25 protein-coding genes are annotated in these 23,175 nt (G+C 62.4%); 8 read left to right on the top strand and 17 right to left on the bottom strand.

Annotated features, from left to right (window positions below):
* Window positions 1-85: 85 nt before the first annotated feature.
* Entirely contained in the window at window positions 86-1,255 is a 1,170-nt protein-coding gene (locus H3Z74_RS12165) for a saccharopine dehydrogenase family protein (protein ID WP_187759937.1), read from the bottom strand.
* Between the two features lie 543 nt (window positions 1,256-1,798).
* A complete protein-coding gene (locus H3Z74_RS12160) occupies window positions 1,799-3,601 on the bottom strand; it encodes an ABC transporter transmembrane domain-containing protein (RefSeq protein ID WP_187759936.1) in 1,803 nt (600 codons plus the stop codon).
* Window positions 3,602-3,759: 158 nt separating this feature from the next.
* On the opposite strand from H3Z74_RS12160, the gene H3Z74_RS12155 reads away from it, so the two are divergent.
* Window positions 3,760-4,992: a polyhydroxyalkanoate depolymerase gene (locus H3Z74_RS12155; protein WP_187759935.1), complete on the top strand. Its 1,233-nt coding sequence runs from the start codon at window positions 3,760-3,762 to the stop codon at window positions 4,990-4,992.
* A gap of 14 nt (window positions 4,993-5,006) precedes the next feature.
* Window positions 5,007-5,567 (top strand): SMI1/KNR4 family protein, encoded by a 561-nt coding sequence (locus tag H3Z74_RS12150; protein WP_187759934.1) that lies wholly within the window; start codon window positions 5,007-5,009, stop codon window positions 5,565-5,567.
* Window positions 5,568-5,583: 16 nt separating this feature from the next.
* Here the strand turns inward: H3Z74_RS12150 and H3Z74_RS12145 are convergent, their stop codons facing one another.
* Complete coding sequence (locus H3Z74_RS12145) at window positions 5,584-5,748, bottom strand: hypothetical protein (RefSeq protein WP_187759933.1); 165 nt, start codon at window positions 5,746-5,748, stop codon at window positions 5,584-5,586.
* A 127-nt stretch (window positions 5,749-5,875) separates the two neighbouring features.
* The gene (locus H3Z74_RS12140) at window positions 5,876-6,355 is read right to left on the bottom strand and encodes a pyridoxamine 5'-phosphate oxidase family protein (RefSeq protein ID WP_229726537.1); all 480 of its coding nucleotides are present in this window, start codon (window positions 6,353-6,355) and stop codon (window positions 5,876-5,878) included.
* Window positions 6,356-6,635: 280 nt separating this feature from the next.
* Between H3Z74_RS12140 and H3Z74_RS12135 the strand changes: the two genes are divergently transcribed.
* On the top strand, window positions 6,636-7,919 hold the full coding sequence (locus H3Z74_RS12135; RefSeq protein ID WP_187759931.1) for a hypothetical protein: 1,284 nt from the start codon (window positions 6,636-6,638) through the stop codon (window positions 7,917-7,919).
* A gap of 22 nt (window positions 7,920-7,941) precedes the next feature.
* Here the strand turns inward: H3Z74_RS12135 and H3Z74_RS12130 are convergent, their stop codons facing one another.
* Window positions 7,942-8,322: a VOC family protein gene (locus H3Z74_RS12130; RefSeq protein ID WP_187759930.1), complete on the bottom strand. Its 381-nt coding sequence runs from the start codon at window positions 8,320-8,322 to the stop codon at window positions 7,942-7,944.
* A gap of 91 nt (window positions 8,323-8,413) precedes the next feature.
* On the opposite strand from H3Z74_RS12130, the gene soxR reads away from it, so the two are divergent.
* Window positions 8,414-8,920, top strand: coding sequence for a redox-sensitive transcriptional activator SoxR (gene soxR / locus H3Z74_RS12125; protein WP_187759929.1), 507 nt, complete (start codon window positions 8,414-8,416; stop codon window positions 8,918-8,920).
* On the opposite strand, the gene H3Z74_RS12120 is transcribed toward soxR, so the two are convergent.
* The 9 genes from H3Z74_RS12120 to H3Z74_RS12080 form a co-directional block, all read right to left on the bottom strand.
* A complete protein-coding gene (locus tag H3Z74_RS12120) occupies window positions 8,917-10,095 on the bottom strand; it encodes an acetyl-CoA C-acyltransferase (protein ID WP_187759928.1) in 1,179 nt (392 codons plus the stop codon). The two genes, soxR and H3Z74_RS12120, sit on opposite strands and share 4 nt — an antisense overlap.
* 235 nt (window positions 10,096-10,330) lie before the next feature.
* The gene (locus H3Z74_RS12115) at window positions 10,331-10,789 is read right to left on the bottom strand and encodes a MaoC family dehydratase (RefSeq protein ID WP_187759927.1); all 459 of its coding nucleotides are present in this window, start codon (window positions 10,787-10,789) and stop codon (window positions 10,331-10,333) included.
* A gap of 388 nt (window positions 10,790-11,177) precedes the next feature.
* A complete protein-coding gene (locus H3Z74_RS12110; RefSeq protein ID WP_229726536.1) occupies window positions 11,178-13,253 on the bottom strand; it encodes a putative bifunctional diguanylate cyclase/phosphodiesterase in 2,076 nt (691 codons plus the stop codon).
* A 276-nt stretch (window positions 13,254-13,529) separates the two neighbouring features.
* Window positions 13,530-13,904 carry a nuclear transport factor 2 family protein gene (locus tag H3Z74_RS12105; RefSeq protein ID WP_187759926.1) on the bottom strand — a complete coding sequence of 125 codons (375 nt, stop codon included), beginning with the start codon at window positions 13,902-13,904 and terminating at the stop codon, window positions 13,530-13,532.
* Complete coding sequence (locus tag H3Z74_RS12100; protein WP_187759925.1) at window positions 13,901-15,157, bottom strand: mechanosensitive ion channel family protein; 1,257 nt, start codon at window positions 15,155-15,157, stop codon at window positions 13,901-13,903. The genes H3Z74_RS12105 and H3Z74_RS12100 overlap by 4 nt, the downstream gene beginning before the upstream one ends.
* Window positions 15,158-15,167: 10 nt before the next feature.
* A complete protein-coding gene (locus H3Z74_RS12095; protein ID WP_229726535.1) occupies window positions 15,168-16,172 on the bottom strand; it encodes a DNA topoisomerase IB in 1,005 nt (334 codons plus the stop codon).
* Window positions 16,173-16,209: 37 nt separating this feature from the next.
* Window positions 16,210-17,379: an acyltransferase family protein gene (locus tag H3Z74_RS12090; RefSeq protein WP_187759924.1), complete on the bottom strand. Its 1,170-nt coding sequence runs from the start codon at window positions 17,377-17,379 to the stop codon at window positions 16,210-16,212.
* Complete coding sequence (locus tag H3Z74_RS12085) at window positions 17,376-18,743, bottom strand: putative O-glycosylation ligase, exosortase A system-associated (RefSeq protein ID WP_187759923.1); 1,368 nt, start codon at window positions 18,741-18,743, stop codon at window positions 17,376-17,378. The genes H3Z74_RS12090 and H3Z74_RS12085 overlap by 4 nt, the downstream gene beginning before the upstream one ends.
* Window positions 18,736-18,900, bottom strand: coding sequence for a hypothetical protein (locus H3Z74_RS12080; protein ID WP_187759922.1), 165 nt, complete (start codon window positions 18,898-18,900; stop codon window positions 18,736-18,738). Before H3Z74_RS12080 ends, H3Z74_RS12085 begins: the two co-directional genes overlap by 8 nt.
* A 193-nt stretch (window positions 18,901-19,093) precedes the next feature.
* On the opposite strand from H3Z74_RS12080, the gene H3Z74_RS12075 reads away from it, so the two are divergent.
* Together H3Z74_RS12075 and H3Z74_RS12070 are read left to right on the top strand one after the other, a co-directional pair.
* Entirely contained in the window at window positions 19,094-20,335 is a 1,242-nt protein-coding gene (locus H3Z74_RS12075; RefSeq protein ID WP_187764289.1) for a TIGR04063 family PEP-CTERM/XrtA system glycosyltransferase, read from the top strand.
* 32 nt (window positions 20,336-20,367) lie between these two features.
* Complete coding sequence (locus H3Z74_RS12070; protein ID WP_390901750.1) at window positions 20,368-21,357, top strand: hypothetical protein; 990 nt, start codon at window positions 20,368-20,370, stop codon at window positions 21,355-21,357.
* A 3-nt stretch (window positions 21,358-21,360) separates the two neighbouring features.
* Here the strand turns inward: H3Z74_RS12070 and H3Z74_RS12065 are convergent, their stop codons facing one another.
* Together H3Z74_RS12065 and H3Z74_RS12060 are read right to left on the bottom strand one after the other, a co-directional pair.
* Complete coding sequence (locus tag H3Z74_RS12065) at window positions 21,361-21,672, bottom strand: hypothetical protein (protein ID WP_229726534.1); 312 nt, start codon at window positions 21,670-21,672, stop codon at window positions 21,361-21,363.
* On the bottom strand, window positions 21,669-21,848 hold the full coding sequence (locus H3Z74_RS12060) for a hypothetical protein (RefSeq protein ID WP_187759920.1): 180 nt from the start codon (window positions 21,846-21,848) through the stop codon (window positions 21,669-21,671). Before H3Z74_RS12060 ends, H3Z74_RS12065 begins: the two co-directional genes overlap by 4 nt.
* Before the next feature lie 91 nt (window positions 21,849-21,939).
* On the opposite strand from H3Z74_RS12060, the gene H3Z74_RS12055 reads away from it, so the two are divergent.
* On the top strand, window positions 21,940-22,575 hold the full coding sequence (locus H3Z74_RS12055; protein WP_187759919.1) for a S24 family peptidase: 636 nt from the start codon (window positions 21,940-21,942) through the stop codon (window positions 22,573-22,575).
* Window positions 22,576-22,596: 21 nt separating this feature from the next.
* Here the strand turns inward: H3Z74_RS12055 and H3Z74_RS12050 are convergent, their stop codons facing one another.
* Window positions 22,597-22,770: a hypothetical protein gene (locus H3Z74_RS12050; RefSeq protein WP_187759918.1), complete on the bottom strand. Its 174-nt coding sequence runs from the start codon at window positions 22,768-22,770 to the stop codon at window positions 22,597-22,599.
* A gap of 176 nt (window positions 22,771-22,946) precedes the next feature.
* Here H3Z74_RS12050 and H3Z74_RS12045 point away from each other — a divergent pair, with 176 nt between their 5' ends.
* Window positions 22,947-23,156: a hypothetical protein gene (locus tag H3Z74_RS12045; protein WP_187759917.1), complete on the top strand. Its 210-nt coding sequence runs from the start codon at window positions 22,947-22,949 to the stop codon at window positions 23,154-23,156.
* Window positions 23,157-23,175 lie beyond the last annotated feature (19 nt).

The following is a 23,175-nucleotide window of genomic DNA, read 5'->3' as shown; positions in this document are numbered from 1 at the left end:
TGATACGGAGCATGAGGCAGCGTTACTGCCCACTTCTCCCCTCCCATAAAGGGAGGGGCTTTATGGCCGATAAGCGTCGGGCCATTCACCCCGCCGTAAAGGTCAGCCCCGCGCGCTCCACCAACCGCTTGCGCAGTGCATCGCCCATCAGCGCACCCGGCGTCCACAGACCGCCGCCTTTCTCGCTGCCGCTGGGTACATCATGGACCAGGCACAGCGCGGCCTCGGAGATCATCTTGCTGGTCGATCCGTACCCGGGGTCGCGGTCGCCGGTGACTACTGCGTCGATCCGCGTACCGTCGGGCATCTCGCCGACGAACAACAGGTCGTAATAGCCGTTCTCGCGTTCTTCCTTCGACGGTCCTTCGCCGGGCTTCGGGCCCTTGTCGCTGGCGAGCGGGTTGATCCTGGCGATCGCCTCGGCCGCCGCCTTGCCCATATCGCCCAGGCCGGGGGCAACCATCATCTCGTCATAGACGAAGTCCGCGCCATAGCTCTGGCCGAGCAGGAAATTGGTGCGGTGGACATTCTTGGTGTTGATCGGCGCCATGATGAACGGCGCGACCCAGGCCTCGATCGTGCGGTCATATTCCGGCAACAGCCCCTTGGGCTGGCTCGGACCGGTAAAGCCCGGGGTCAGCGCGAACGGATTGACCAGCAGGCCGAGGATCGACGGATCCCTGGCGGCGGCGGCCAGCGTCGCCTTCAGGCTCGCGACCGTGCCGCCCGAGGCGCCGCCCTGCATTTTCCGCACCCGGCACTTCACCCGCGGCGCGGGCTTGCCGTATTTGGCCTTGGCCGCCTCCTGCAGGGTCAGCACGCCAAGATCGAACGGGATCGAATCGAAGCCGCAACTGAGCACGATCCGGGCACCGCTGCGCTTGGCGGTTTCGTGATGCGCGTCGATCATGTGCCGCATCCAGGCCGGCTCGCCGCACAGGTCGACATAGTCGGTGCCGGTTTCGGCACAGGCGGCGACCAGTTCATTGCCGTAAAGCTGGTACGGACCGACCGTGGTCAGCACGACCTGAGCTCGCTCGCACATCGCCTTCAGTGTCGCGGGGTCGTCGGAATTGGCGGCGATGAGGACCGTGTCGGCCGGCGCGCCGACCTCGTCTCGTATCTCTTGCAGTTTGGTCAGCGAGCGGCCGGCCATCGCCCAGCGCGGCGTGTTGGTCTGGATGAGATATTCGACCACCAGGCGGCCAGTGAATCCGGTGGCGCCGTACACGATGATATCGAAGTCGCGGGCCATGTCATTCTCTCCAGATTCATTACCCCGGACTGGTTCCGGGGCCTGTCGCGCCGATGGCGATGGCGCATCTTGCGGCACGGTGGGGGCCGGAACAAGTGTGGCGGGGGGTTATTTTGGAGGGTGATGACCGGCGTGTGTCCAGTTCCACGACTGCCCCGGCCAGCAGCGGGACCAATGGCAGAGCGAATATCTGGCTGTTCCTGGCTGTTATTTCGGAAAGTTAATTTTGCTGGCTGTTAAGTTGGATTTTCGGGTCTCATTTATTGTGTATTGTCAATGATTTATACCATGGCTGGCTGTTATCGAATAACAGCCAGGTAACAGCCAGCATAACAGCCAGCATAACAGCCAGCTAACAGCGAACGATGCTGGCTGTTATCGCCAGGAACAGCCAGCGCAGAACGCGTCAATATTTTCAGTCATGAGAAAGAGCGGGGCGGGGCTTCGCAGCACCTTGTCCGGCCTCGTGCTGCCCTGCTCCGTGCCGCTCTTGAATCGGGATATCGAAATCCGAAGCGGTGCGTCGCCGATTATGGATCCGTCCTAGGCCGCTTCGCTGAACTGCAAGCTCGCCAGCCGGGCATAGAGACCATTCTGCCCGATCAGCCCGCTATGCGTGCCGCTCTCGACGATTTGCCCGTCGCTCATCACGATGATCCGCTTTGCCGCGCGGACGGTGGCGAGGCGGTGGGCGATGACCAAGGTGGTACGCTGTTCCATCAGTCGTTCGAGCGCGTCCTGCACCAGCCGCTCGCTTTCGGCATCAAGCGCGCTGGTCGCTTCGTCGAGCAACAGGATCGGGGCGTCGCGCAGCAGAGCGCGGGCGATCGCCACGCGCTGGCGCTGCCCGCCGGACAGGCGCGCGCCGCCTTCACCCATGAAGGTGTCGAGGCCTTCGGGCAGCTTGCGCAGGAATTCGGCGGCATTGGCGGCTTCGGCCGCGGCCCATAGTTCGTCGTCGCCCGCTTCCCATTTGCCGTAGCGCAGATTGTCGCGTGCGGATGCGCCGAAGATCACCGTTTCCTGCGGCACCATGGCGATGCGGCGGCGGACCTCCGCAGGGTCGGCCTGGGGCAGGGGAACGCCGTCCATGCGAATCTCGCCGGCATCGGGATCGTAGAAGCGCTGGATCAGCTGGAACAGGGTCGTCTTCCCCGCCCCCGACGGGCCGACCACCGCGACCGTTTCGCCCGGCGCGATCGCCAGCGAAAAATCGGCCAGCGCGGAGACTTCGCGGCGGGTGGGGTAATGGAAGCGGACATGGTCGAACTCGATCGCGCCGCGTGCCGGCAAGGGCAGGGGGGTGGGATTGGCCGGCGCCGCGATCTCGGGCCGTTCGGCGAGCAGTTCACCGAGTCGCCCGGCTGCGCCCGCGCCGCGCAGCAGATCGCCATAGACCTCGGTCAGTGCCCCGAACGCCCCGGCAACGATCGCGCCGGTCAGGACGAACGCAGCGATCGATCCGCCGCTGATCCGGCCCGCAGCGGCATCGATCGCGCCTTCCCACAGCACCAGGGTGATCGATCCGAAGATCATGCAGATTACGATTGCGGTCATCACAGCGCGCAACCCGATTCGCCGCCGCGCCGCAGCGAAGGTCGCCGCCACCGCATCGGAGAAGCGCGTGGCTTCGCGCTGCTCCTGCCCGAAGGCCTGCACGATCTTCATCGCGCCAAGCGTCTCGGTTGCGATCGAACCGACATCGGCGACGCGATCCTGCGATGTGCGCGATTGATTGCGGATGCGCCGTCCGAGCAAGGTGATCGGCAGGATGATCGCGGGAATGCCCAGCATCAGCATGCCCGCCAGCTTGGGCGAGAGTGCGAACAGATAAATCAGCCCGCCAACGCCGGTGAAGCTGTTGCGCAACGCCACCGATACGGTCGTGCCGACGACCTGTTCGATCAATGTCGTGTCCGACGTGAGACGCGATGCGATCTCGGACGGGCGATTCTCTTCGAAGAAACGCGGCGTCAGGGTGAGAAGATGGCTTTGCACCGAGGTGCGGATGTCGGCCACGACGCGTTCGCCGAGCCATGAAACATAGTAGAACCGCACCGCAGTGGCGATCGCGAGCACCACGACGATCATCAGCAGATAGTGGAAGGAGGACGCGACAGCCTCGGCATGGCCGGGCACGAAACCGCGATCGATCACTTGCCGAAAGCCATAGGGTATAGCGATCGTCGCCGCCGATGTCGTGATCAGCGCCAGGCCGGCAATGGCGATCTGGCGCGGATAGCGCGACGCATGGTGCCAGACCATCGCCAGATCGCCCAGGCGGCGCTTCTCAGGCGGCTTGGCCGGCGTATCGGTCGGAGCGATTTGGGGTACGGAGTCGGCCATCGCCAGCGCCTAGCAGGACGCGGACCGTCTCTCAACGGGGCAAGCTGTCCAAGGGGCAGGGGATTTGTCGTATTACCAAGGGTATTGATTGCCAGTGCTGCACTGCACCACTATGCCCGGATGCTTAAGATAACCGTTTTTACCCGATAGGGGCGTCCATGCTCTATAATGCCTATGAAATGCAGCGCTCGATGCTCGCGGGGGCAAGCGCATTTGCCGATTTCAGCGCCGGGATGCTGTCGAATCCGGTCAACCCCTTCGCCTATTTCGGCGGCGGCCCGATCATGGGGTCCGCGCTCGAGGTTTTTGCGCATGCCTCCGCGCCGCGCGGCAAGCCGGCTTTCGCGCTCGATCATACGGTCATCGATGGACGCACCGTGCCGGTGGCCGAGGAAATCGTGCTGCGCAAGCCGTTCGGTCAGCTCAAGCGCTTCGCGCGCGAGAGCGTAACCGGCGGCCCCAAGCTGCTGATCGTCGCGCCGATGTCGGGCCATTACGCCACGCTGCTGCGCGGCACGGTGGAGCGTATGCTGCCAGTCGCCGATGTCTATGTCACCGACTGGCGCGATGCGAAGCTGGTGCCGCTCGCCGATGGACGGTTCGATCTCGATGATTATATCGATTATATCGTCGAATTCCTCGACGTGATCGGCACCTCCGGTGATGGCGAGCGGCCGCATATGCTCGCAGTCTGCCAGCCCTCGGTGCCCTGTTACGCCGCCGCGTGCCTGATGAGCGCCGACAAGCATCCCAATCGTCCCAAGACACTGACCATGATGGGCGGCCCGATCGACACGCGCGAGGCGCCGACCGCGGTCAACACGCTGGCGACCGAGCGGCCCTATGCCTGGTTCGAACAGAATGTCATCGCGACGATCCCGGCGACCTATCCTGGTGCCGGCCGCCGCGTCTATCCCGGCTTCCTGCAACTCGCCGGCTTCATGACGATGAATCTCGGCAATCACATGATGTCGCATTGGGAGATGTTCAAACATCTCGTCCAGGGCGATGACGAAGGCGCCGACGCGACCAAGGATTTCTACGAGGAATATCGCTCGGTCTGCGACATGACCGCCGAATTCTATCTGCAGACGATCGATGTGGTGTTCCAGGACCATGCCCTGCCCAGGGGCATCATGACGCATCGCGGCCGTCCGGTGGATCCGGCGTCGATCACCGATATCGCGATCCTCGCGATCGAGGGTGAGCGCGACGATATTTCCGGGCTGGGGCAGACCAAGGCTGCGCTGACCATCGCCACCAAGCTGCCGGCATCGAAGAAGAAATATATGATGGCCGAGGGCGCTGGTCATTACGGCATCTTCAACGGCAGCAAATGGCGCAACAAGATCGCGCCGGTGCTTGAGGAGTGGATGGCCAAGCACGCCTGACCACACCACGGGGAATGATCGTGACGTTCGCGGACTATCTCCAAGCACTGCGCCGCGTCTATGCCGATCACGAAGCGGGCCTGAGCCTGAACCAGCCAAATACGGCCGGCGCGCTGACCGAAGCGGAGACGCGGCTTGGTTTCGCGCTGGACGCTGGTTTGCGCGAAGCATGGCGGACCGCCGATGGCAGCGAAAATGAGGTGCGGGTTTTTCTCAGGCCGGGTTTCCTCACCGGATATGACTTCCTGTCACTGGCCTCGGCCGAAGAAGCCCGGGCCGGAATGGAACGCAGGTCGCCCCGATATCTTGGCTATGTCGAAGAGACGCCACGCGACCGGCGCATCCGTGACGGCTGGTTCCACGGCGGATGGGTTCCGTTCGCTACCTTTGGCGGCGGCTCGCTGCTGCTGATACAGGATCATTCGCCCGCTGAGGATGGGGCAGTGGGGCAGATCATTGCCTTCACCCATGATCCCGATGAAATCAGCTATGTGGCGCCGGATTTCCCGACCTTTCTTCGACTCTCGCTGAAGGGGGTTCAGGAGGATCCCGAGGAATTCCTCGAGATATTCTAGTTGCCGGCTCTCGAGGTCAGGATGGGCCGAGCGTGCGGTGGAAGGTCGGCACGTAAAACTCTGCCGTCGACGATAATTTGTCGGAATTGGCGCAAAGTTCGGCGACAATGACGCTTGGCGTGGCCCAAGGCTTTTTCGGGCCAAGCTCAGCATCCTGCTCTCGTACGGCTTCGTCGTCCATTTGATCCCCATCCGGTAACCGGTGCTGCTCGCGCGGGGCTATGCCGGCTCCGGATGAGGATCAAATTCGTACTGAGTCGCCGTCCATACGCTTCTGGTATGGCTGGCCCTGATGTCGCCGGCGTCTGTCAGGCGGCGGTCGTCTCGACCTTGGCGTGATGGCCTTCCTCGCTCTGGTCGATCTTGCCGCCGAACAGCATCTTGACCTTGCCGGCGAGCGACAAATCGCTTTCCCATAATTCGGCGCTGTCGATGTCGAAGCGGATCAACGCGAGATTGGGATCGTCCTTGCCGCCCGGGAACCAGGATTCGACTGGCTTCGACCATAATTTCTCGATCATTGCGAAGTCATTGTCCTGGCGCACCTTGCCGGACAGGCAAGCGAAGAAATCATGTCCCTTGGACACGAACTGCGCCATCGCCGCGCCGCCCTTGATGAGCCGGTTGTCCTTGCCAACGAAGAAGTACAGCGTGTCGACCTGATCCTTGTCGAGCTGAGCGGTCAGCGGTTCGCTATGCTCGCCGCTGTCGGTCAGGCCGATCATCAGGAACGGGCTGGCGGACAGTTTGTCCCATAGGGTTTGCTTGATTTCGGTGTTGGTCGACACGGTATCTCTCCTCGGTTCAGGGGGATAACGCTCGGGAAGGAAAGGGTTTCCGCTCGCTATTCTCCCCGTCATTTCCACGAAGGCGAGGACACCTATGGTAGTGGTTTGGCCGGTTGCAGTCAGTCGGCTTCTAGGCGGTGGGTGCACGTCAAGCGGACAGCCAGCGAATACCGCGGCTTGCCGCACCGCAAGCTTGCCCCTTAATATATGAGGCCCCACTCCGCTGATTTACGCCGCGAACTGTGCCCAAATATTCTGACGACGGACAATATCCATTTTGATGCAAAGCGAATCCTCATCAACGTTGCCGAAGGCCAGATTCAACCCGCGCCGCTTCATCTTTCTGGCCGCGCTGTGGATAACGATAGGGGCATTTTTCGGTTTTATCGTCGCTGGCGCGAACGGTGTGGCGCCCGATTCGTGGATACCATTCGTGGTGTTCGGATTCATCGCTGCAAGCTTCCTGTTCAGCAGCTTGTTCGTGGCGAGCATGTCACGCAATCTCAAACCGATCCTTGAGTCCGCACAGGGCGGGATTGCGAAACGGATTCTCGAGTCCGCCAAGGGCGGAATTTCGCCTGGCAGACGGGTACTGGCGCGTGTCGGCAAGCTTCAGGAAGCGGGGCTGACGGTTTCAAACTTCAAACATCTGTTCATCTTCACGCTGACGGTGTTTCCGGAACATGACGCTCCGTACGAAACGGTAATCCGCCAGTTTATCACGATGGGCGAGTTGCCCAATTTCTACACCGGACGTTTTGTCGTGTTTGTCGAAGATGCGGAGAGCCCCGGCTATGGCCTCATTGACAAAGACCCGCCAGAGGATTGGCAACAAAAGGCCGCCGAACCGCCCGACACGTACAAGACACAGAAAGCCGAGAGATCCTATCCCGACAAAGGCACGGGGTTGTTGGGCGGCGAACTGCATCTGTCCGCCCGGATGTCACCGGCACGGCTAACCGCCAATGTAATCGCGACGCTGGTCTTCCTTGTGCTCGGCTTCCTGGCTCCCTTTGCCTTGGTGACGGGCGGGATCGATACGGTGGCAACCTTCGTACAGGACTTGCCGAAAACACTCACCGGACGAGATGAAGGAAATTTCGATCGAGAGAAGCTCCGCAAGGTATATGATCGTGCTGTAGCCTATGCGGGCAACCGGCAAATCCACAGCATGAATATCTATAAGGGGTATGTGAAGCTTACGATCGAAAATCCAGCTCGGGAAAATGCTTACGACGACGTCGTCATGCGCGGCGCAGTCGTTGATTCCCGACCGGACGGGACAAGTGCTTCAATCAAGCCCGAAGAGACTTTCCGCATCTCCGATACGAATTTCGCAACACTCGAACATGCGCTGGGCGATGCGCTGATGCACGGAGACAAAAATCAGCTTCTTTATATCGGATTCCGCAATCGATCGGAGGCCTCGACAATAAGGAACAATAATACGTCCGGCATTACGATAGACGAGAGGAAATTCATTGTTGTCACAGTTGGGTTTGACGGCGATTATGGATCGACTTCCCGAACATATGATGTCGCGACCGGACAGTTTTTGAATTAGATCCGACAGTCATTGCGCCCTCTCAGGCGTAACTCACCACCTCGAACTCGATGCCGTCCGGGTCGAGGAAATAGAAACGCCGCCCCGGTTCGTAATTGCCGTGCGAAAAGGGCGTGAGCCCCAGCGCTAGCACGCGCTTTTCGACTTCGTCGAGATCGTCGACCAGCACGCCGATATGGTTGAGCGGCGCGCCTTTGGGATAGCGCGCGGTCAGATCCCGGCCGTTCGGGCCGGTATAGAAGGCGATATAGTCGGTTTCGCTCCCGGCATGGACGGTGAAGCCGCCGTCGCGCGCCGGGCCGCGCCAGCGTTCCTCCCAGCCGAACAGCATCTCGACCATTTGCGCCGAGCGCTCGGGATCGCTGACGGTGATGTTGGCATGTTCGAGTTTGGCCTGCGTCATGATGGGCTCCGTATTTGCCGATTCGCGTTGACGCACGGCTTGTGCAATCTCAACCTAAGTTGAGGTCAAGCGATTTTGAAAAGAAGCGATCATGCAGGCAAGCGACATCATCTCGATCGGCGATCTTGCGGCGCGCACTGGCGTGTCGGTATCGGCGATCCGCTTCTATGAGGCGAAGGGCCTGCTCAGCCCGTTCCGCAATGCGGGGCGGCAGCGGCGCTTTTTGCGCTCCGACATCCGTCGGCTGTCATTCATTCTGATCGCGCAGCAGCTTGGCCTTTCGATCGAGGCGATCGGCATGGAGCTGGCGAAATTGCCGGGTGAGCGCACGCCCAATGCGACCGACTGGCGGCGGATGAGTGGGGGGATGCGCCGGCTGCTCGACGAACGGATCGCGGCACTGACGCGGACTCGCGACCGGCTCGATGATTGTATCGGCTGTGGCTGCCTGTCGCTCAGGAAATGCGCGCTGTACAATCCCGGGGACCGCGCCGCGGCGAACGGTGCCGGACCGCGCTACGTGATGGGCGACTGCGCAGCGATGGGAGCAGAAGGGTTGGCGGACCGGGACGTGCCCGATCCGCCAACCAGTTGTTAGAGGACTTCGAACAGGCCGGCGGCACCCTGGCCGCCGCCGATGCACATCGTCACGACGACGTATTTGGCGCCGCGGCGCTTGCCTTCGATCAGCGCATGGCCGGTCGCGCGCGCGCCCGTCATGCCGTAAGGGTGGCCGATCGAGATCGCGCCGCCGCTGACATTGAGCAACTCATCCGGGATGCCGAGCTTGTCGCGGCAATACAGCACCTGCACCGCGAATGCCTCGTTCAGCTCCCACAGGCCGATATCGTCCATCTTCAGGTTGAAGCGCTGCAGCAGCTTGGGGATCGCGACGACCGGGCCGATACCCATCTCATCGGGCTCAGTGCCACCGACTGCCATACCGACATAGCGGCCGAGCGGACTCAGGCCGCGCTTGGAGGCGATCGCCTCTTCCATCAGCACGCTTGCCGATGAACCGTCGGACAGCTGGCTGGCATTGCCGGCGGTGATCGTCATGTCCGGGCCCATCACCGGCTGCAGCGCGCGCAGGCCTTCGATCGTGGTGTCGGCGCGGTTGCCTTCGTCCTTGGCGATCGTGACTTCCTTGTAGGTGACCTCCTTGGTCTCCTTGTTGACGATCGCCATGTTGGCGGTGACCGGCACGATCTCCTTGTCGTAATAGCCGGCCGCCTGGGCCGCGGCGGTGCGCTGCTGCGACTGGAGCGCATATTGGTCCATCGCTTCGCGACTGATGCCGTAGCGCTTGGCGACGACTTCGGCGGTGCCGAGCATCGGCATGTATACGTCCTTGTGCATCGCGATCAGCTCGGGATCGGGCGCGACGCGCATCTGCGGGGTCTGGACGAGCGAAATGCTTTCCACGCCGCCGCCGATGGTGATGTCCATATTGTCCGTGATGATCTGCTTCGCGGCGGTGGCGATCGCCATCAGGCCGGATGCGCACTGGCGGTCGACCGACATGCCGGCGACCGAGACGGGCAAGCCGGCGCGGAGCAGTGAGGTGCGCGCGATATTGCCGGCCTGGTGACCCTGTTGCAGCGCGCAGCCGAACACCACGTCATCGACCTCTGCACCGTCGATTCCGGCGCGCTCGACCGCGGCCCTGATCGAATGGCTGGCGAGCGTGGGGGCGGGGGTGTTGTTGAACCCGCCGCGATAGGCGCGGCCAATGGCGGTGCGGGCGGTGGAGACGATGACAGCGGAACGCATGAGTGATGATCCTCATTCTTCTCCCCTCCCTGCAAGGGAGGGGGCGGGTGGGTGCCGGCGCTTCAGCGCCGGCGGCAATGCTTGGGGCTGGTGTTGACGCTCGCTGCGCTCGCTACCCACCCATCGAAAGCTTACTGCCGGGTCGAAATGCCTCCCAGGCATTTCTCAATCATGCCGGGGGCATGATTGACCCGGCAGCAAGCCTTCGATCCTCCCTTGCAGGGAGGGGAGATAATTAGACGAAAATCTGGCTGATCCATTCGGCGATCATCGCGGGTTTGTCCTCACCCTCGATCTCGACGCTGAACTCATTGGTCTGCTGCCACTGACCGGGACGCTTTTCGGCGAATTCGATCAGTTTGAAGCGGCCGCGCACGCGCTTGCCGGAGCGGACCGGAGTGAGGAAGCGGACTTTGTTGCCGCCATAATTCACGCCCATCTTCACGCCTTCGATCGACACCGGATCGATGATCTTCGACGACAGAAGCGGCATCAGCGACAGCGTCAGGAAGCCGTGTGCGATGGTGCCGCCGAACGGTGTCAGCTTGGCCATTTCCGGGTTCACATGGATGAACTGGTGATCGCCGGTCGCATCGGCGAACTTGTCGATCATCTCCTGGCTCACCTCGACCCAGTCGGAAACGGATTCGGTACCGATACGGCCCGCCATTTCCTGTACGCTGATCGTCGTCATCGCATTCCTTTCGCGCCTGTTGGCTGGTTGCCGGTCAGATAGGCGTCGTCACCCCCCTTGGGCAAGCCTCGACCGACCGTAAACCGGAAGATTACCTGTTCCGTAGCGTCGCCGGACGACAAATCCGTGACTTTTCTATGTCGATGAAACGGACCCGATATTCAAAAGTGCCTGATGCCCGGATTCGTTGCACCGCGCACAGGGCATCCAAACCGGATCGATCGCTCAAGGCGCGGCTTGTTTCATCCGGCGATTCGCTGCCAAATCGAGCGGAGGGCATGACGATCCAGATTGCGGTGATCGCGACTGCGCTGGCCATGGCCGTGAGCGATCCGGGGACAAGACCTGTCTACGTCGCTATTTCGACCGCCAATGGCGGGTTGGGCCTTTAGGCGGCGTTGCTGAGATCGTTGCGGCCGGGCAGAGGCTTTCCGTCCGATCCTTCGATGAACGGCGAAGGTCCGGCCGCGGACACCGGCTGGGGATAACCCAGCAGAAAGCCCTGTGCCTCGTCGCAACCCTCGCGCCGCAGCACGTCAAGCTGGAGATCGGTTTCAATCCCCTCGGCGAGAACCGGTATCGACAGGCTCTTGCCGAGCGCCAGGACGGCGCGGATGATGGCGATCGTCTCAGGACTGCCATCGAGCTCGGACACGAACAGCCGGTCGAGCTTGATCTTGTCGAAGGGAAACGCCCGCAGGGTTTCCAGCGACGAATAGCCGGTGCCGAAATCGTCGAGCGCCACGCCGACGCCGAGCGCCTTGATCTGGCGCAGAACGTGAAGCGCATGGGCGCGATCGGCCATGATGGCGGTTTCGGTGAGCTCGATCTCCAGCCGGCGCGGCGGAAGGCCGGTGTCGAGCATGATCTGGTGGAACAGCCTGGGCAGATCGGCATGGGCGAGTTGCACCGGTGACACGTTGACCGCCACCTTCAAGTCGTTTTCCCAACCCACGGCGTCGGTGCAGGCACGGCGCATGACCCATTCGCCGAGCGGCAGGATCAGGCCGTTCTCCTCCGCGATGGGAATGAAGACGGACGGTGATATCGGGCCGCGTTCCGGATGCGTCCAGCGGAGCAATGCTTCATAGCCAGTCACTTCCTGCGTCGCGATCGAGGCCTGAACCTGATAATGGACCTCAAGCCGATTCTCGTCGATTGCGCGGCGCAGATCGTTTGCCAGTTCGCGCCGGTCGCGGATGATCTGGTCGAGCGGTGCATCGTAGAAGCAAGGCGTTGGCGACCCCTCACTCTTGGCGCGATACATTGCGAGATCGGCATTGTTCGCCAGAGTTTCGGCATCGCCGGCATCTTCCGGATAGACCGCTATGCCGATGCTCGCTCCGACGCTGGTATCGAACTGGCCGATCGAAAGCGGCGTCTTGAGCGCCGTCTCGATGCGGGTAACGAACGCAGCCAGCTGAAGGCGATCCTCGAAACGGGTGATGGCGACGAACTCGTCACCACCGAGGCGCGCGACCACGTCATGCCGGCCCATTTCGCCGCGCATGCGGTGCGCCAGCGCAGCCAGGACATCGTCCCCCGCCTTGTGGCCATGGACGTCGTTGATCTCCTTGAAGCGATCCAGGTCGATGGCGACGAAACCGAGGCGCGTATTGGTGGCACGCGCGATACCGAGCTGGCGCGTCAGCTCGTTCTGGAAGCCTACCCGATTCGGCAGGTCGGTGAGCGCATCGCTCATTGCCATGTGATGCAGGCGCTGCATCGCATCCGATCGAGTCCAGCGATCGATCAGCGCCGCGAACACGCCGGTGGCGATCACCACCAGTCCGACCAGCGCGGTGGCGAGGCCCAGTGCATGCATTTGCGCCGGATCGAGCGGAGTCGCGCTGAGCCGGAGCGGTACGATGCGCAGCGCGGTCATCGCCACGAAATGCAGTGTCGCGATGGCGGTGACGAGCAATCCCGTACCGATCGGGATGCGATATCGACCGAGCTGCCCGGTACCGAGCGCGGCAAACGCCGCGCCCGCAAATGTCACGGCACACAGCAACGATGCGATGACATAGGGCCATCGCCACTCGATGATGCCGTCGACGCGATAGGCGGCCATGCCGGTGAAGTGCATTGCGGAGATGGCGGCACCGACCAGAATGCCGCCGGCGATGGAACAGAGGCGGTTCTGGCGCCACGTCGCGACGGCGAGGCCAATACTCGTCCCGCCGATCGCGACGATCAACGAAACGATCGTCAGCACCGGGTCCAGGGCGACTGGCACGCCGGCCTTATAGGCGAGCATGGCGACGAAATGCGTGCACCAGATCGTTGCCCCGGCACCCACCGACGTCAGGAACAGCCATCCGAAGCGCTGCATTCCCGCCGTTCCCTGGGCGCGGTTGAACATCTGGACGATGGCGAACGCACCGGTGCAGCAGACGAAAACAGCGAGCATAACCAGCCATGGGTCATGTTCGCGAGCGATGCAAAAGGCGACCTCGGCCATGAACACAATCCGCAAATTGCGGACTGGCACGCTGCCTGGACCGCTAAACTATCACCGGTCTGCGCAGCAGCTCGTTAAAATGCCGTGAAAAATATACATGTTATACGTAATCGGCGGTCCAAACCGCATATTGGGCTGCTTAACCGCCCGCTCGGGGATAGGGCCGGGCCGGCGCCGGTTGTCGCCAGTACCGGGAAGCCGCAGCGAAAAGCCCGGCTTTCCGGCGCTTCAAGAATTCGGCTCAGCAAGCCCGGGCGTGCGGATCTGATCTGATGGTTAGAACGGCTCCTTGGCGACGAACTTGCCGTCCTTGTAGCTCGCCCCGAAATATACATCGACGCCGTGGATCTGGCCGTCGCGCACGGTCAGATATTCAGTGTTGCGGAACTGCGCGCCACTGTCGGTAGTGACGAAATAGGTCACGAACGCGCCATCGGCATCGACCGTTACCCGCTCGATTGCGAAATCGACGAAATGATCGCCACCCGGCCAGCACCGCTCAAAGAAGGTGTCGCGGTCGATCGCGTCGTCATAGGGGCTGGTGAAGGTGAAGTCGGCGGCGAGCAAAGCCTCGCTATCGTCGCGGCGGCGGTCGCGGAACGCCTCATATTGCGCGCGTACGACTGCCTCGTGGCTGTCCTGTTCGATCATGTCTGATGTCCGTCCTGGTCGACCGCGGATCGATCCGGCGACGGCACCGGTGGTCCTTTTGGCTTGGGCGGCGCTGCCTTCACCCTCGGCTCAACCGGTTCTTCCTCGCCCGGATAGGGATAGATCATCCCGCCCTGCGGCGCGGCAGTGAAGGCGGTCTGGGTCGGGTAGGCGAACTCGATATTCTCGTTGTTGAAGCGGCGGATGATCGCCAGCCCCACCGCGTTTCGCGCGTTGAAGAAATCCTCGTATGCGGCGGTTTCGGAATCGAACTCCAGGTCGAAATCATAGCTGCTGGCGCTGAAGTTCAGGAAGCCCGCGCGCACGAACTTGTAGCCGCAGCCCTCGACCACTTCCTTCAGCATGTCGGGCAGGTGATCCATCGTCTCGATCGGCGTCCATTGCACCAGTCCGAGCGTGAATTTGATGCGGCGATATTCGCGCTGGCTGTTGTTGAGGATTTCCTTGTCGAGCAGATTCTTGTTGGCGATGATCCGCTCTTCGCCGGTGGCGGCGCGGATCCGCGTCGATTTCAGCCCGATCGCCTCGACCGTGCCCGATGACTGGTCATAGGTGATCGCATCGCCGCGTCGGAAGGGGCGGTCGAAGATGATCGCCAGCGCGGCGAACAGATCAGCGAAAATGCCCTGTGCCGCGAGGCCGATGGCGATGCCGCCGACGCCGAGGCCCGCGACCAGGCCGGTCACATTGACCCCGAGATTGTCGAGCACCACGATCAGCGCGATCGCGAACAGCGCGAAGGTCACGAGCAGGCGAATGATGCCCATCGCGCTGCCCAGCGCTTCGCCCGAATAATGCTCGGACTGGGTGCGATGCTCGATCGAGCCGAGGATGATCTCGCGCGCCCAGATCGCAGCCTGGAACACTGCCGACAAGGTGAACAGGAAGTTGATCGTCGTAGTGATTTCGGGCGGTGCATTGGCGTAGCCGCTGACCAGTTTCGCCGCGACCATGATGATAAAGAAATTGCCGGTCTTGATGATCGCGCGGCCGAACACCTTGCCCCAGCCGGCGGTGCCCGGGCTGCGTTCGCACAATTTGTTGCCCAGCCGGCGCGCGAAAAACAGCGCAAGCACGATCGCAGTGGCGACTGCGATGGCGATGATGATCTGCAGCCAGTGCATCTGGAACCAGGCAGTGCTGGCGTTGATGAAGCTCTGCGCCTGCTGGTCGATATTGGCGGGATCGATCTTCGGCGTTCGCGCGGCGGCGATGGAGTTGTTGGTCGTCATATCGGGAGACCTAGGCGGCCTTGGCGCTGGGGCCAAGGCTTCCAGAGTCGAGGAAGTCGATCAGCCCGCGTTCCGCGCGCGACAGATATTGCGTGCGACGGGGCAGGGAGCAGCCCTCGCGAAATATCGTCTGTCCTTCCTTGACCAGAGCGATCAGTGCGGGGTGGACATAGGATTTTCGCGCAATGGCTGGCGTGTTGCCGAGTGCCTCGGTAACCGGCTCAAGCATCGCCTGCAGGCTGATGTCGTGATCGGCGCAGGCCAATGCCTCGAAGGCCAGCACGCTCGCGCTCCAGGTGCGGAAATGCTTGGCGGTATAGTCCTCGCCCATCGCGTCGCGGATATAGTCATTGACGTCGGATGAGGTGACCGGCCGCGCTTCGCCATCGGCATCGAGCCAGCGGAACAGATGCTGACCGGGCAGGTCGGAGCATTTCCTGACGAAGCGGCTGAGCGATCCGTCGGTGATGGTCAGCACGCGCAGTTTACCCGACTTGGCCTTGTATTGCAGCTTCAGCGTCTGGCCGCTGAGCCTGGCGTGACGCTTGCGCAGGGTGGTCGCACCGAAACTCTTGTTCGCCTTCACATAGTCTTCATTGCCGATGCGGACATGGCCGAGATCGAGCAGCCGCACGATCGCCGCGACCGCCGTCTCCTTGCCGATGCCGCGGCGCTTGAGGTCCTTTTCGACCCGGGCGCGCAGCTTGGGCAGGTCGCGACCGAATGGCGCGCACAGCTCGTATTTGGCGGATTCCTGGGCTGCGCGAAACTCGGGATGGTAGCGATATTGCTTGCGGCCCTTCTCGTCCCAGCCGACTGCCTGGATATGGCCATTGGCCTTGGGGCAGTACCAGGCATCGCGGTACGCGGGCGGCAGGCCAACCGCGTTGAGCCGGTCGATCTCGTCACGATCGGTGATGCGCGCGCCTTCGGCGTCGAAATAGCCCCAGCCAAGACGCATCTTCTTGCGCGTGATGCCGGGTTCGCTGTCGTCGCAATAGATGATCCTGGACATGGCGAAGGGAATGCGCGGGGCGGCGAGGAAGTTCCCTTCACTCCTCCCTGATACGAGGAGGGGGACCAGCATGGTGAAGGGGGAGTGCTGCAGGCGTGGTGCTTGAGGAGGCCCCTCTCCACCGCCGTGTGGCTCTCCTTTCCGTGTCGGGGAGGAGCGCGAGTGAATTGACCCATCGCTGCGCCGGGCGTTCGACCAGGTGATACAGCGCGACCGAACTTGCCAGCACCAGCATCAGGAACAAGCCGATCAACGCCGGCGATACCGCGTGAGGGTCATCGACAAAGACGAGCTTGAACGCAACGAACAGCAGGAAGTGACCTAGATAGGTCGCGTAGCTGATCTCGCCGAGATAATGCAGCGCGCCCTTGTCGAGCGGGTTGTGCCTCATGCCCGAAGTCAGTGCGAGCGTCAGCAACAGCGCAGCGAACAGCGCGGGCGCTGCCAATGTTTCAGGAAGACCGGACCACCACGACAGAGCGATAGCCACGATAATCAATACCGAAATGGCCGCAGGCGTGACGGGATGTGCTTTCCACCTCAGCCACAGCGCACAGATCGCAGTTCCGGCGGTGAACTCGGTCAAGCACCGGATCAGCCCGAAGCGGGTGATATCGGTGCCGAGCGTCAACGCCCCGCCGCGCACCATGACCGCATGGAGCAGCACGACCAGTGACCCGATCGCCGCCAGCACTGCCCAACTCGGTATGCGTCGCCAGTCGATCGCCAGCGTCAGAAAGGGGAAGAACAGATAGGCGCCCAGCTCCGCGCTGATCGACCAGCTCGGGTCGTTCCAGCTGAGCTGGTCGGTAAAACCCCAATTCTGTATCAGCGCGATGTGCAGCGGCAGCTCGCGGAACGGGTAATTCACATCGTCCTGTCGCCCGGTCACGGCAAACAGCAAGGCCAGACCCACCGCACAGGCGAGCATGAACAGGTGCAGCGGCCAGATCCGCGCGACACGCTTGCGCAGAAAGCCGGGTACCGCTGCGAAGCCCCGGTCGCGCAACGTCTCGCTCCAGCTCAGCCAGATGACGAAACCCGAAAGCAGGAAGAAGAAATCGACCGCCAGATAGCCCTTGGCGAGGAACGCCACCCATTCGGATGGGAGCCCTGCGATCGACAGACGGATATGGTAAAGCACGACGAACCACGCCGCGATGCCGCGCATGCTGGTCAGCGCGCGAAGTTCGGGTCTGGCGTTCATGACAGGATCGGTTCGAGCGCGGTCGGGCGGGCTTTCCGGATCGGTCGCCACGACGCTTCGCGCCGTTTGCGGGCGAGATAGGTGTCGAGCCCGATCTGCGCGCCGATCAGCATATAGACAAAGGGCTGGAAGGCGATGGCGATGAAGGTCGCACCGAGCAGATAGACGATGTGCCCGCTCTGCAGCGCGCTGGCCAGAGGCGCGATCCATTCCTCACCTGGCATCGGCTTACGATAGCGTCGGCGTAGCACCTCCATGCGTACGATACCGATCAGGTTGATGATCAGCCACAGCGCCAGTCCGGGATAGCCCTGTTCGCCGAGCATTTCGAAATAAGCGCTGTGGAAGGCGCGCGCCTGGTCGACCGTCAGCTTGCGCTCGATCGTCTGCTGTCCGGCGACTTTCTCGACCTTCTCGGTGTCGTAGCGGATCTGGTTCTGGCGATACATTTCAAAACCGCCGCCGAACGGATGGGCTTTGGCGTACTCCATCGTCCATTTCCACACCGCGAGCCGGGTCGAGGCGGATTCGTCTGCCTTATAGGTCTTGATCGTGCTCATTCGGTCGGTGAAGGTGCTGGGCAGGAAGGGAATGGCGGCGACCGCCATCAATGCCAGCGCGCCGACATAGAGTCCCTTGCGCTTCGTATCGCGGATCATCAGCACCGCGAGCAGCCCGATGCACAACAAGCCGGTACGGGTCGAGGTGCCGACCGGGATCAGCAGGCAGGCAAAGATCAGCGCATAGCAAAATGTCTTCACCATCCAGTCGGGCTTGAAGATCGTGCCGTGCCGCGTGAACCACAGGATCACCGGGATGATCGCGATCGCCACTGCGGAAATCGTGCTGCCCTCGTAGAGACCAGAATTGTTGGTCACCATCAGGTTGAGCTCGCCATAACCGCCGCCGCCCGACGCGATCGTCTTGATCCCCCCGACGATGATGATCGAGGCAGCGGACAGGATCATGATCAGCAACAGCGCCTCGATGCGCAGTTTGGTGCGCAAGGTCAGCGGCAAAAAGGCAGCGAAGGCCAGCGCCTTCCATACCCAGTCCCATTTATCGAGCGCCTCGATCGGGAAATCGGCGGAGCGCGTCGTCTGGGAACAATAGAGGAGGAGCAGGACGATGAGGAACTGGCGCGGTGCGATGCGCGTATCGCGCTTGTCATCGACCAGTGCCCAGGCAGCCACCGCGAGTCCCGCCGCGATCAGTGAGATCGGCACCGAATTGAGCATCAGATAGGTCAGCCGCTGCGGGCTGACGATGTCGATATAGACATAGACCAGGACGAACAGGAACGGCTTGCGAAACCCGAGCGCGAAGAAGGAAAGGAGAAAGGCGACGAAGACGAGATCACGCACCGGGCTTTCCTCCGATGGCCGATTTCGGGTCACTCGTCTGCGCTTCGGGGGTGTCGCCGGGTTCGGATTCGCGATCGAGATCGGGGCGGCGCAGCAACAGCCACGCAGCAAGCAGCATCAGGCCATGGCTGATCGCGAGCGCGAGATTGTCGATCATGTCGCCTTGTCCGTCCCTTGCTTCCGTTCGTGTTGGCGTTCGTGCTGGGCTTGTCGAAGCACCGTTCTTCTTTCATCGGTCGGCAAAGGAAAAACGGCCCTTCGAATAGCTCGGGGCGAACGGACGTTGGACGATGCTCTAGCGCCCCCGGGTTGACGGCCCGTTAAACACTGCTGTGCCAATCACGCTGGCGATGCGCATCCTCCACGTCCTTGATCATGGCCTGCCGTTGCAGAGCGGCTATACCTTTCGCACGCGTGCCATACTGAAGGCGCAGATGCGCCGCGGATGGCAGGTCGCGGCCGTCACCGGCCCGCGGCACGGGGCGAGCGATGTCATGTTCGAGCAGATCGACGGGATCGATTTCCACCGCACGCCGGTGATGAAGGCATGGCCGAGTCCGCTGGGCGAACTTCGCGAGATACACGGCTTCGCCAGGCGAATCGCGGCGGCTGTCGACGAGTTCCGGCCCGACATCCTGCATGCACATTCGCCGGTGCTGGATGCGCTTGCGGCGCTTCGCGTCGCGCGCAAACGCCATTTGCCGCTGGTCTATGAAATCCGCGCTTTTTGGGAAGATGCGGCGGTCGGCAACGGCACGGGCCGCGAGGGATCGCTCCGCTATCGCGCGACTCGCGCGCTGGAAAGCTGGGCGGTGGGCAAGGCGGACGCCGTCGCGGTGATTTGCGAAGGCCTGCGCCAGGATCTGGTGTCGCGCGGCGTCGATCCGGCGAAGATCATGGTGTCGCCCAATGGTGTCGACCTGACCGTGTTCGGCGCGCCACTCAACCATGATGCGCCGCTTGCCCTGTCGCTTGGCCTCAATGGCACGGAGGTGATCGGCTTTATCGGCAGCTTCTACGATTATGAGGGGCTCGACGATCTGATCGCGGCGATGCCGATGCTGGTCGCGGCGCGTCCCAAGGCGCATCTCGTGCTGGTCGGTGGCGGGCCGATGGAGGAGGCCTTGCGTGCCCAGGCCGCCGCGTCGCCCGTTGCTAAGCACATCAGGTTCATCGGTCGCGTGCCGCATACCGAGGTCGATCGCTATTACAGCCTGATCGATATCCTCGCTTATCCGCGCAAGCGCATGCGGCTGACCGATCTGGTCACGCCGCTCAAGCCATTGGAAGCGATGGCGCAGCGCCGGCTGGTCGCCGCGTCCGATGTCGGCGGTCACCGCGAACTGATTCGCGATGGCGACACCGGCACGCTGTTTCCGCCCGATGATCCCGCCGCCCTGGCGCATGCCCTGGCCGACCTGCTTGCCGACCGGAATCTCTGGGAGGAGCGGCGCGACAAGGGCCGCGCCTTCGTCGAGGCAGAGCGTAACTGGGAAATGAATGTTGCTCGTTACGGTCCTGTTTACCAAAAACTTACCGGCGCTGGTGCATCACGCGACTCATGGTCGCGATCTCCCGCAGTAAACGCCTGAATCTCTCGCTGGCGCCGGTTGCTGCCGGTGCTTTGGCTATGCTCGCAGCGCTGGTCTTTGCGCTGCTGCCCACCAATATTCTTGAAGGACTGGTGCTCGACAGCGGCATCGCCGCGCTTGTGCCCGCCGCTGCGCCGCCGCTCGGCGTTACCGCGCGCGCTGCGCTGATCCTGATCGTTGGCGGTGGCATTGGCCTGGTGTCCTGGTTCTCGCTGTTCCTGCTGGTCGGCGCGCGAACCATTTCCTTCTCCGGTAAGCCGGTGAGTGCCGATACGCCTGTATTGCGTCGTGCCGACGCCCATCCCGACGCGCCGGCGCGTCGCCCGGTCTATGCCAATCAGGATCTCGGCACTCCCTTCCTCGAAGTGCGCGCTCGTCCGGTCCATGCCATGGCCGAGGACTCCGAAGCGATCGACCTGGTGACCGAGCCTGAAATGGCTGAACCGGAAATCATCGCGCCGATGATCGAAGAAGCAGTGTTCGAACCTGCTCCTCTGCCCATGTCGTCGCCGATCCGCGCACCGGTCGTGGAACCGCTTCCGATTGTGGAGCAAGCTCCGATCGCGCGACAGGCCCCGATCGTGGAACACGTGCCAACCGTGGTGCAGAGTCTCGTCGAGCAAGACCTGCCTGCCGATCTCGATACGCCGCTGGCTGCGTATGATCCTGCCGCGATCCCGGACGAACCGATCGACTGGTTCCCGCCTCCCGCGCAGATCGCCTCGCGTCCGCGCCCGCCGGTATTCGATGCCAGCGAGCGCTTCGAAACGTTCGAACTGACTCCGTTGACACGCCCCGAACCGGAACCCGTTGTATCGGTGCCGACACCGGTCGCGCCAACCCCGCGCCGCGCATCGGACTATGATTCATCGGCGAGCATTCATGCGTTGCTCGACCGGCTGGAAAAGGGCGTGACTAGGCGTGAGGCCGTTGCACCGATTGCGCCTCCGCCGCCGCCGCACCGCGAAGAATCATTGCAGGAGGCGCTCGTCTCGCTTCGCCGGATGGCGATGCGCGGCTGACGATCATTCCTCGACGGTCAGCGCCTCAAGCTCGATCGTCACCTCATTTTCCGATCGCCGCACTGAATTGACCGCTACGCTGGCGAGCAGGTGCCCGCGCACGTCGATATCAGCCTCGGGCAAGGCGGCGAGCCAGTCGTCCAGCGCGGGCGATGCCGACGCCCGCAGGTTTACCAGATGCCGCGCGCCGGAAAAAGTTGCGCTGGCCCATGGCGTCCAGGTTGCCGTGGAGATCATCGCCGGGCAGCCCGCGCTTTGGGATTCACGCTCGATCGCGCGCGACAGCAATGTGCTGGGGTCGGCGCCGCGGCTCATCGCGACGCCCCAGCCTGAATGAATGCTTCGATCCGGGCAGCGGTTCGCGCACCCGGTTCGCGCCCATTGCGCAGGTCGCGCACCAGCCGCGGATCGTTCAGCGCCAGCCGCCCGAACCGTGTCTCCGGCATGTTGTTCGTGCGCAGATATATTTCGACCTTCCGTAACACCGACATCCTCACATCCTCACCGAGTCACGTTGATGTTCATGGTCTGTTCCTGCATTTCCAACTTGTCTAGGAAAATTCCTATGCTATTAGATCCCCTATGGATGCGATCGATCCACGCGCGGCTCTCGACGCTCTCGTGGCGGACAGCGGCGAGAGCTATGCCGCATTGTCGCGCATGCTCCGGCGCAACGACGCCTATCTTCAGCAGTTTGTGAAGCGCGGTACGCCCCGAATCCTGGCCGAACGCGACCGCAAGTTGCTCGCGGCCTATTTCAACGTCGATGAAACCCTGTTGGGTGGAACGCCGTCGTCGTCGGGTGCTGCGATGATCTCGGTGCGCCGGCTCGATGTTGCCGCATCGGCAGGGCCGGGCGGGCTGGTCGAGGATGACAAGGCGATCGGCGATGCCCGATTTGACCGGGCGCTGCTCGACACCCTCGGCATTCGTACCGGAAAGCTGGCGATGATCCGTGCGGAGGGAGATTCGATGAACGCACTGATCGAGGATGGCGATCAGATGCTGGTTGACGAAGGAGATCGGCGAACCGGCCCTCGTGGCGGCATTTATGTGATCCGGCTTGACGGCGCGCTGATGGTCAAGCGCGTATCGCGGAGCGGGGATCGCCTGACGATCGTGAGCGACAATCCTGCCTTTCCCGCGATACCGGAACGCGGCGTGGGCGATGTCGATGTTATCGGACGGGTGGTCTGGCTATCGCGCAGCTTGCGATAATCTTTCCGCTGATCGCGGAAGTTATCGTCTCCGGTCGAACAGCCAGATTGCAACGGCGATCGCGATGCCGCTGCCGCTGCCGATCAGGAAGCCTGCGGTGGGCTGCTCAAGGAACAGCCCGACAATCGCGCCGAGCACCGCGCCGAGTGCAATCAGGAAACCGCCGGCGGCGGGGGAGCGGGAAGTATTGGCCATGGCGCGCGCTCTGCCATGTCCCGTCTCTGGACGCCAGAGTCCCGCGACGGGATGGATGATCCATCTTTGGGCATGGCATTTAAACTTGTTTACCAATGTCATCCCCGCATTTGCGCGGGCAGGCGGTTCTGGCACGCGGATTGTAAGCCTTGCGCGCGGACGCCGCGGGGAAACTTATGTCGTATATGCCGTATCTTGCCAGCCATGACGTGGCCGACGCTACCGACCTTATCGCGCGCTTCGGCGACGATGCCGGTTTCGAAGCGGCGGCGCGGGCGGACAAGAGCCGGGATATCGGCAATCATCTCCATTTTTGCCGCTGGCGCCAGATCGAACGGCTGATTCTGCTGCTCTCGGTCGACCGTGCCGTGGGCACGGTTCACTAATCTCTCTCCCAAGCCCCCT

This window comes from Sphingomonas alpina (genome assembly GCF_014490665.1).
In the GTDB taxonomy this organism is placed as follows: Bacteria; Pseudomonadota; Alphaproteobacteria; order Sphingomonadales; family Sphingomonadaceae; genus Sphingomonas; species Sphingomonas alpina.
This window is presented reverse-complemented; position numbering and strand designations above follow the sequence as displayed.

What these genes read in the sequence shown, in the direction of transcription:
- H3Z74_RS12100 (WP_187759925.1), bottom strand. Translation starts at nt 15,157, where the DNA reads ATGACGACCAACAACTCCATCGCCGCCGCGCGAACGCCGAAGATCGAT.
- H3Z74_RS12065 (WP_229726534.1), bottom strand. Translation starts at nt 21,672, where the DNA reads ATGAGCCGCGGCGCCGACCCCAGCACATTGCTGTCGCGCGCGATCGAG.
- H3Z74_RS12055 (WP_187759919.1), top strand. Translation starts at nt 21,940, where the DNA reads ATGGATGCGATCGATCCACGCGCGGCTCTCGACGCTCTCGTGGCGGAC.
- H3Z74_RS12090 (WP_187759924.1), bottom strand. Translation starts at nt 17,379, where the DNA reads ATGAACGCCAGACCCGAACTTCGCGCGCTGACCAGCATGCGCGGCATC.
- H3Z74_RS12145 (WP_187759933.1), bottom strand. Translation starts at nt 5,748, where the DNA reads ATGGACGACGAAGCCGTACGAGAGCAGGATGCTGAGCTTGGCCCGAAA.
- H3Z74_RS12135 (WP_187759931.1), top strand. Translation starts at nt 6,636, where the DNA reads ATGCAAAGCGAATCCTCATCAACGTTGCCGAAGGCCAGATTCAACCCG.
- H3Z74_RS12165 (WP_187759937.1), bottom strand. Translation starts at nt 1,255, where the DNA reads ATGGCCCGCGACTTCGATATCATCGTGTACGGCGCCACCGGATTCACT.
- H3Z74_RS12075 (WP_187764289.1), top strand. Translation starts at nt 19,094, where the DNA reads ATGCGCATCCTCCACGTCCTTGATCATGGCCTGCCGTTGCAGAGCGGC.
- H3Z74_RS12105 (WP_187759926.1), bottom strand. Translation starts at nt 13,904, where the DNA reads ATGATCGAACAGGACAGCCACGAGGCAGTCGTACGCGCGCAATATGAG.
- H3Z74_RS12110 (WP_229726536.1), bottom strand. Translation starts at nt 13,253, where the DNA reads ATGGCCGAGGTCGCCTTTTGCATCGCTCGCGAACATGACCCATGGCTG.
- H3Z74_RS12120 (WP_187759928.1), bottom strand. Translation starts at nt 10,095, where the DNA reads ATGCGTTCCGCTGTCATCGTCTCCACCGCCCGCACCGCCATTGGCCGC.
- H3Z74_RS12095 (WP_229726535.1), bottom strand. Translation starts at nt 16,172, where the DNA reads ATGTCCAGGATCATCTATTGCGACGACAGCGAACCCGGCATCACGCGC.
- H3Z74_RS12050 (WP_187759918.1), bottom strand. Translation starts at nt 22,770, where the DNA reads ATGGCCAATACTTCCCGCTCCCCCGCCGCCGGCGGTTTCCTGATTGCA.
- H3Z74_RS12155 (WP_187759935.1), top strand. Translation starts at nt 3,760, where the DNA reads ATGCTCTATAATGCCTATGAAATGCAGCGCTCGATGCTCGCGGGGGCA.
- H3Z74_RS12115 (WP_187759927.1), bottom strand. Translation starts at nt 10,789, where the DNA reads ATGACGACGATCAGCGTACAGGAAATGGCGGGCCGTATCGGTACCGAA.
- H3Z74_RS12130 (WP_187759930.1), bottom strand. Translation starts at nt 8,322, where the DNA reads ATGACGCAGGCCAAACTCGAACATGCCAACATCACCGTCAGCGATCCC.
- H3Z74_RS12060 (WP_187759920.1), bottom strand. Translation starts at nt 21,848, where the DNA reads ATGTCGGTGTTACGGAAGGTCGAAATATATCTGCGCACGAACAACATG.
- H3Z74_RS12080 (WP_187759922.1), bottom strand. Translation starts at nt 18,900, where the DNA reads ATGATCGACAATCTCGCGCTCGCGATCAGCCATGGCCTGATGCTGCTT.
- soxR (WP_187759929.1), top strand. Translation starts at nt 8,414, where the DNA reads ATGCAGGCAAGCGACATCATCTCGATCGGCGATCTTGCGGCGCGCACT.
- H3Z74_RS12045 (WP_187759917.1), top strand. Translation starts at nt 22,947, where the DNA reads ATGTCGTATATGCCGTATCTTGCCAGCCATGACGTGGCCGACGCTACC.
- H3Z74_RS12150 (WP_187759934.1), top strand. Translation starts at nt 5,007, where the DNA reads ATGATCGTGACGTTCGCGGACTATCTCCAAGCACTGCGCCGCGTCTAT.
- H3Z74_RS12160 (WP_187759936.1), bottom strand. Translation starts at nt 3,601, where the DNA reads ATGGCCGACTCCGTACCCCAAATCGCTCCGACCGATACGCCGGCCAAG.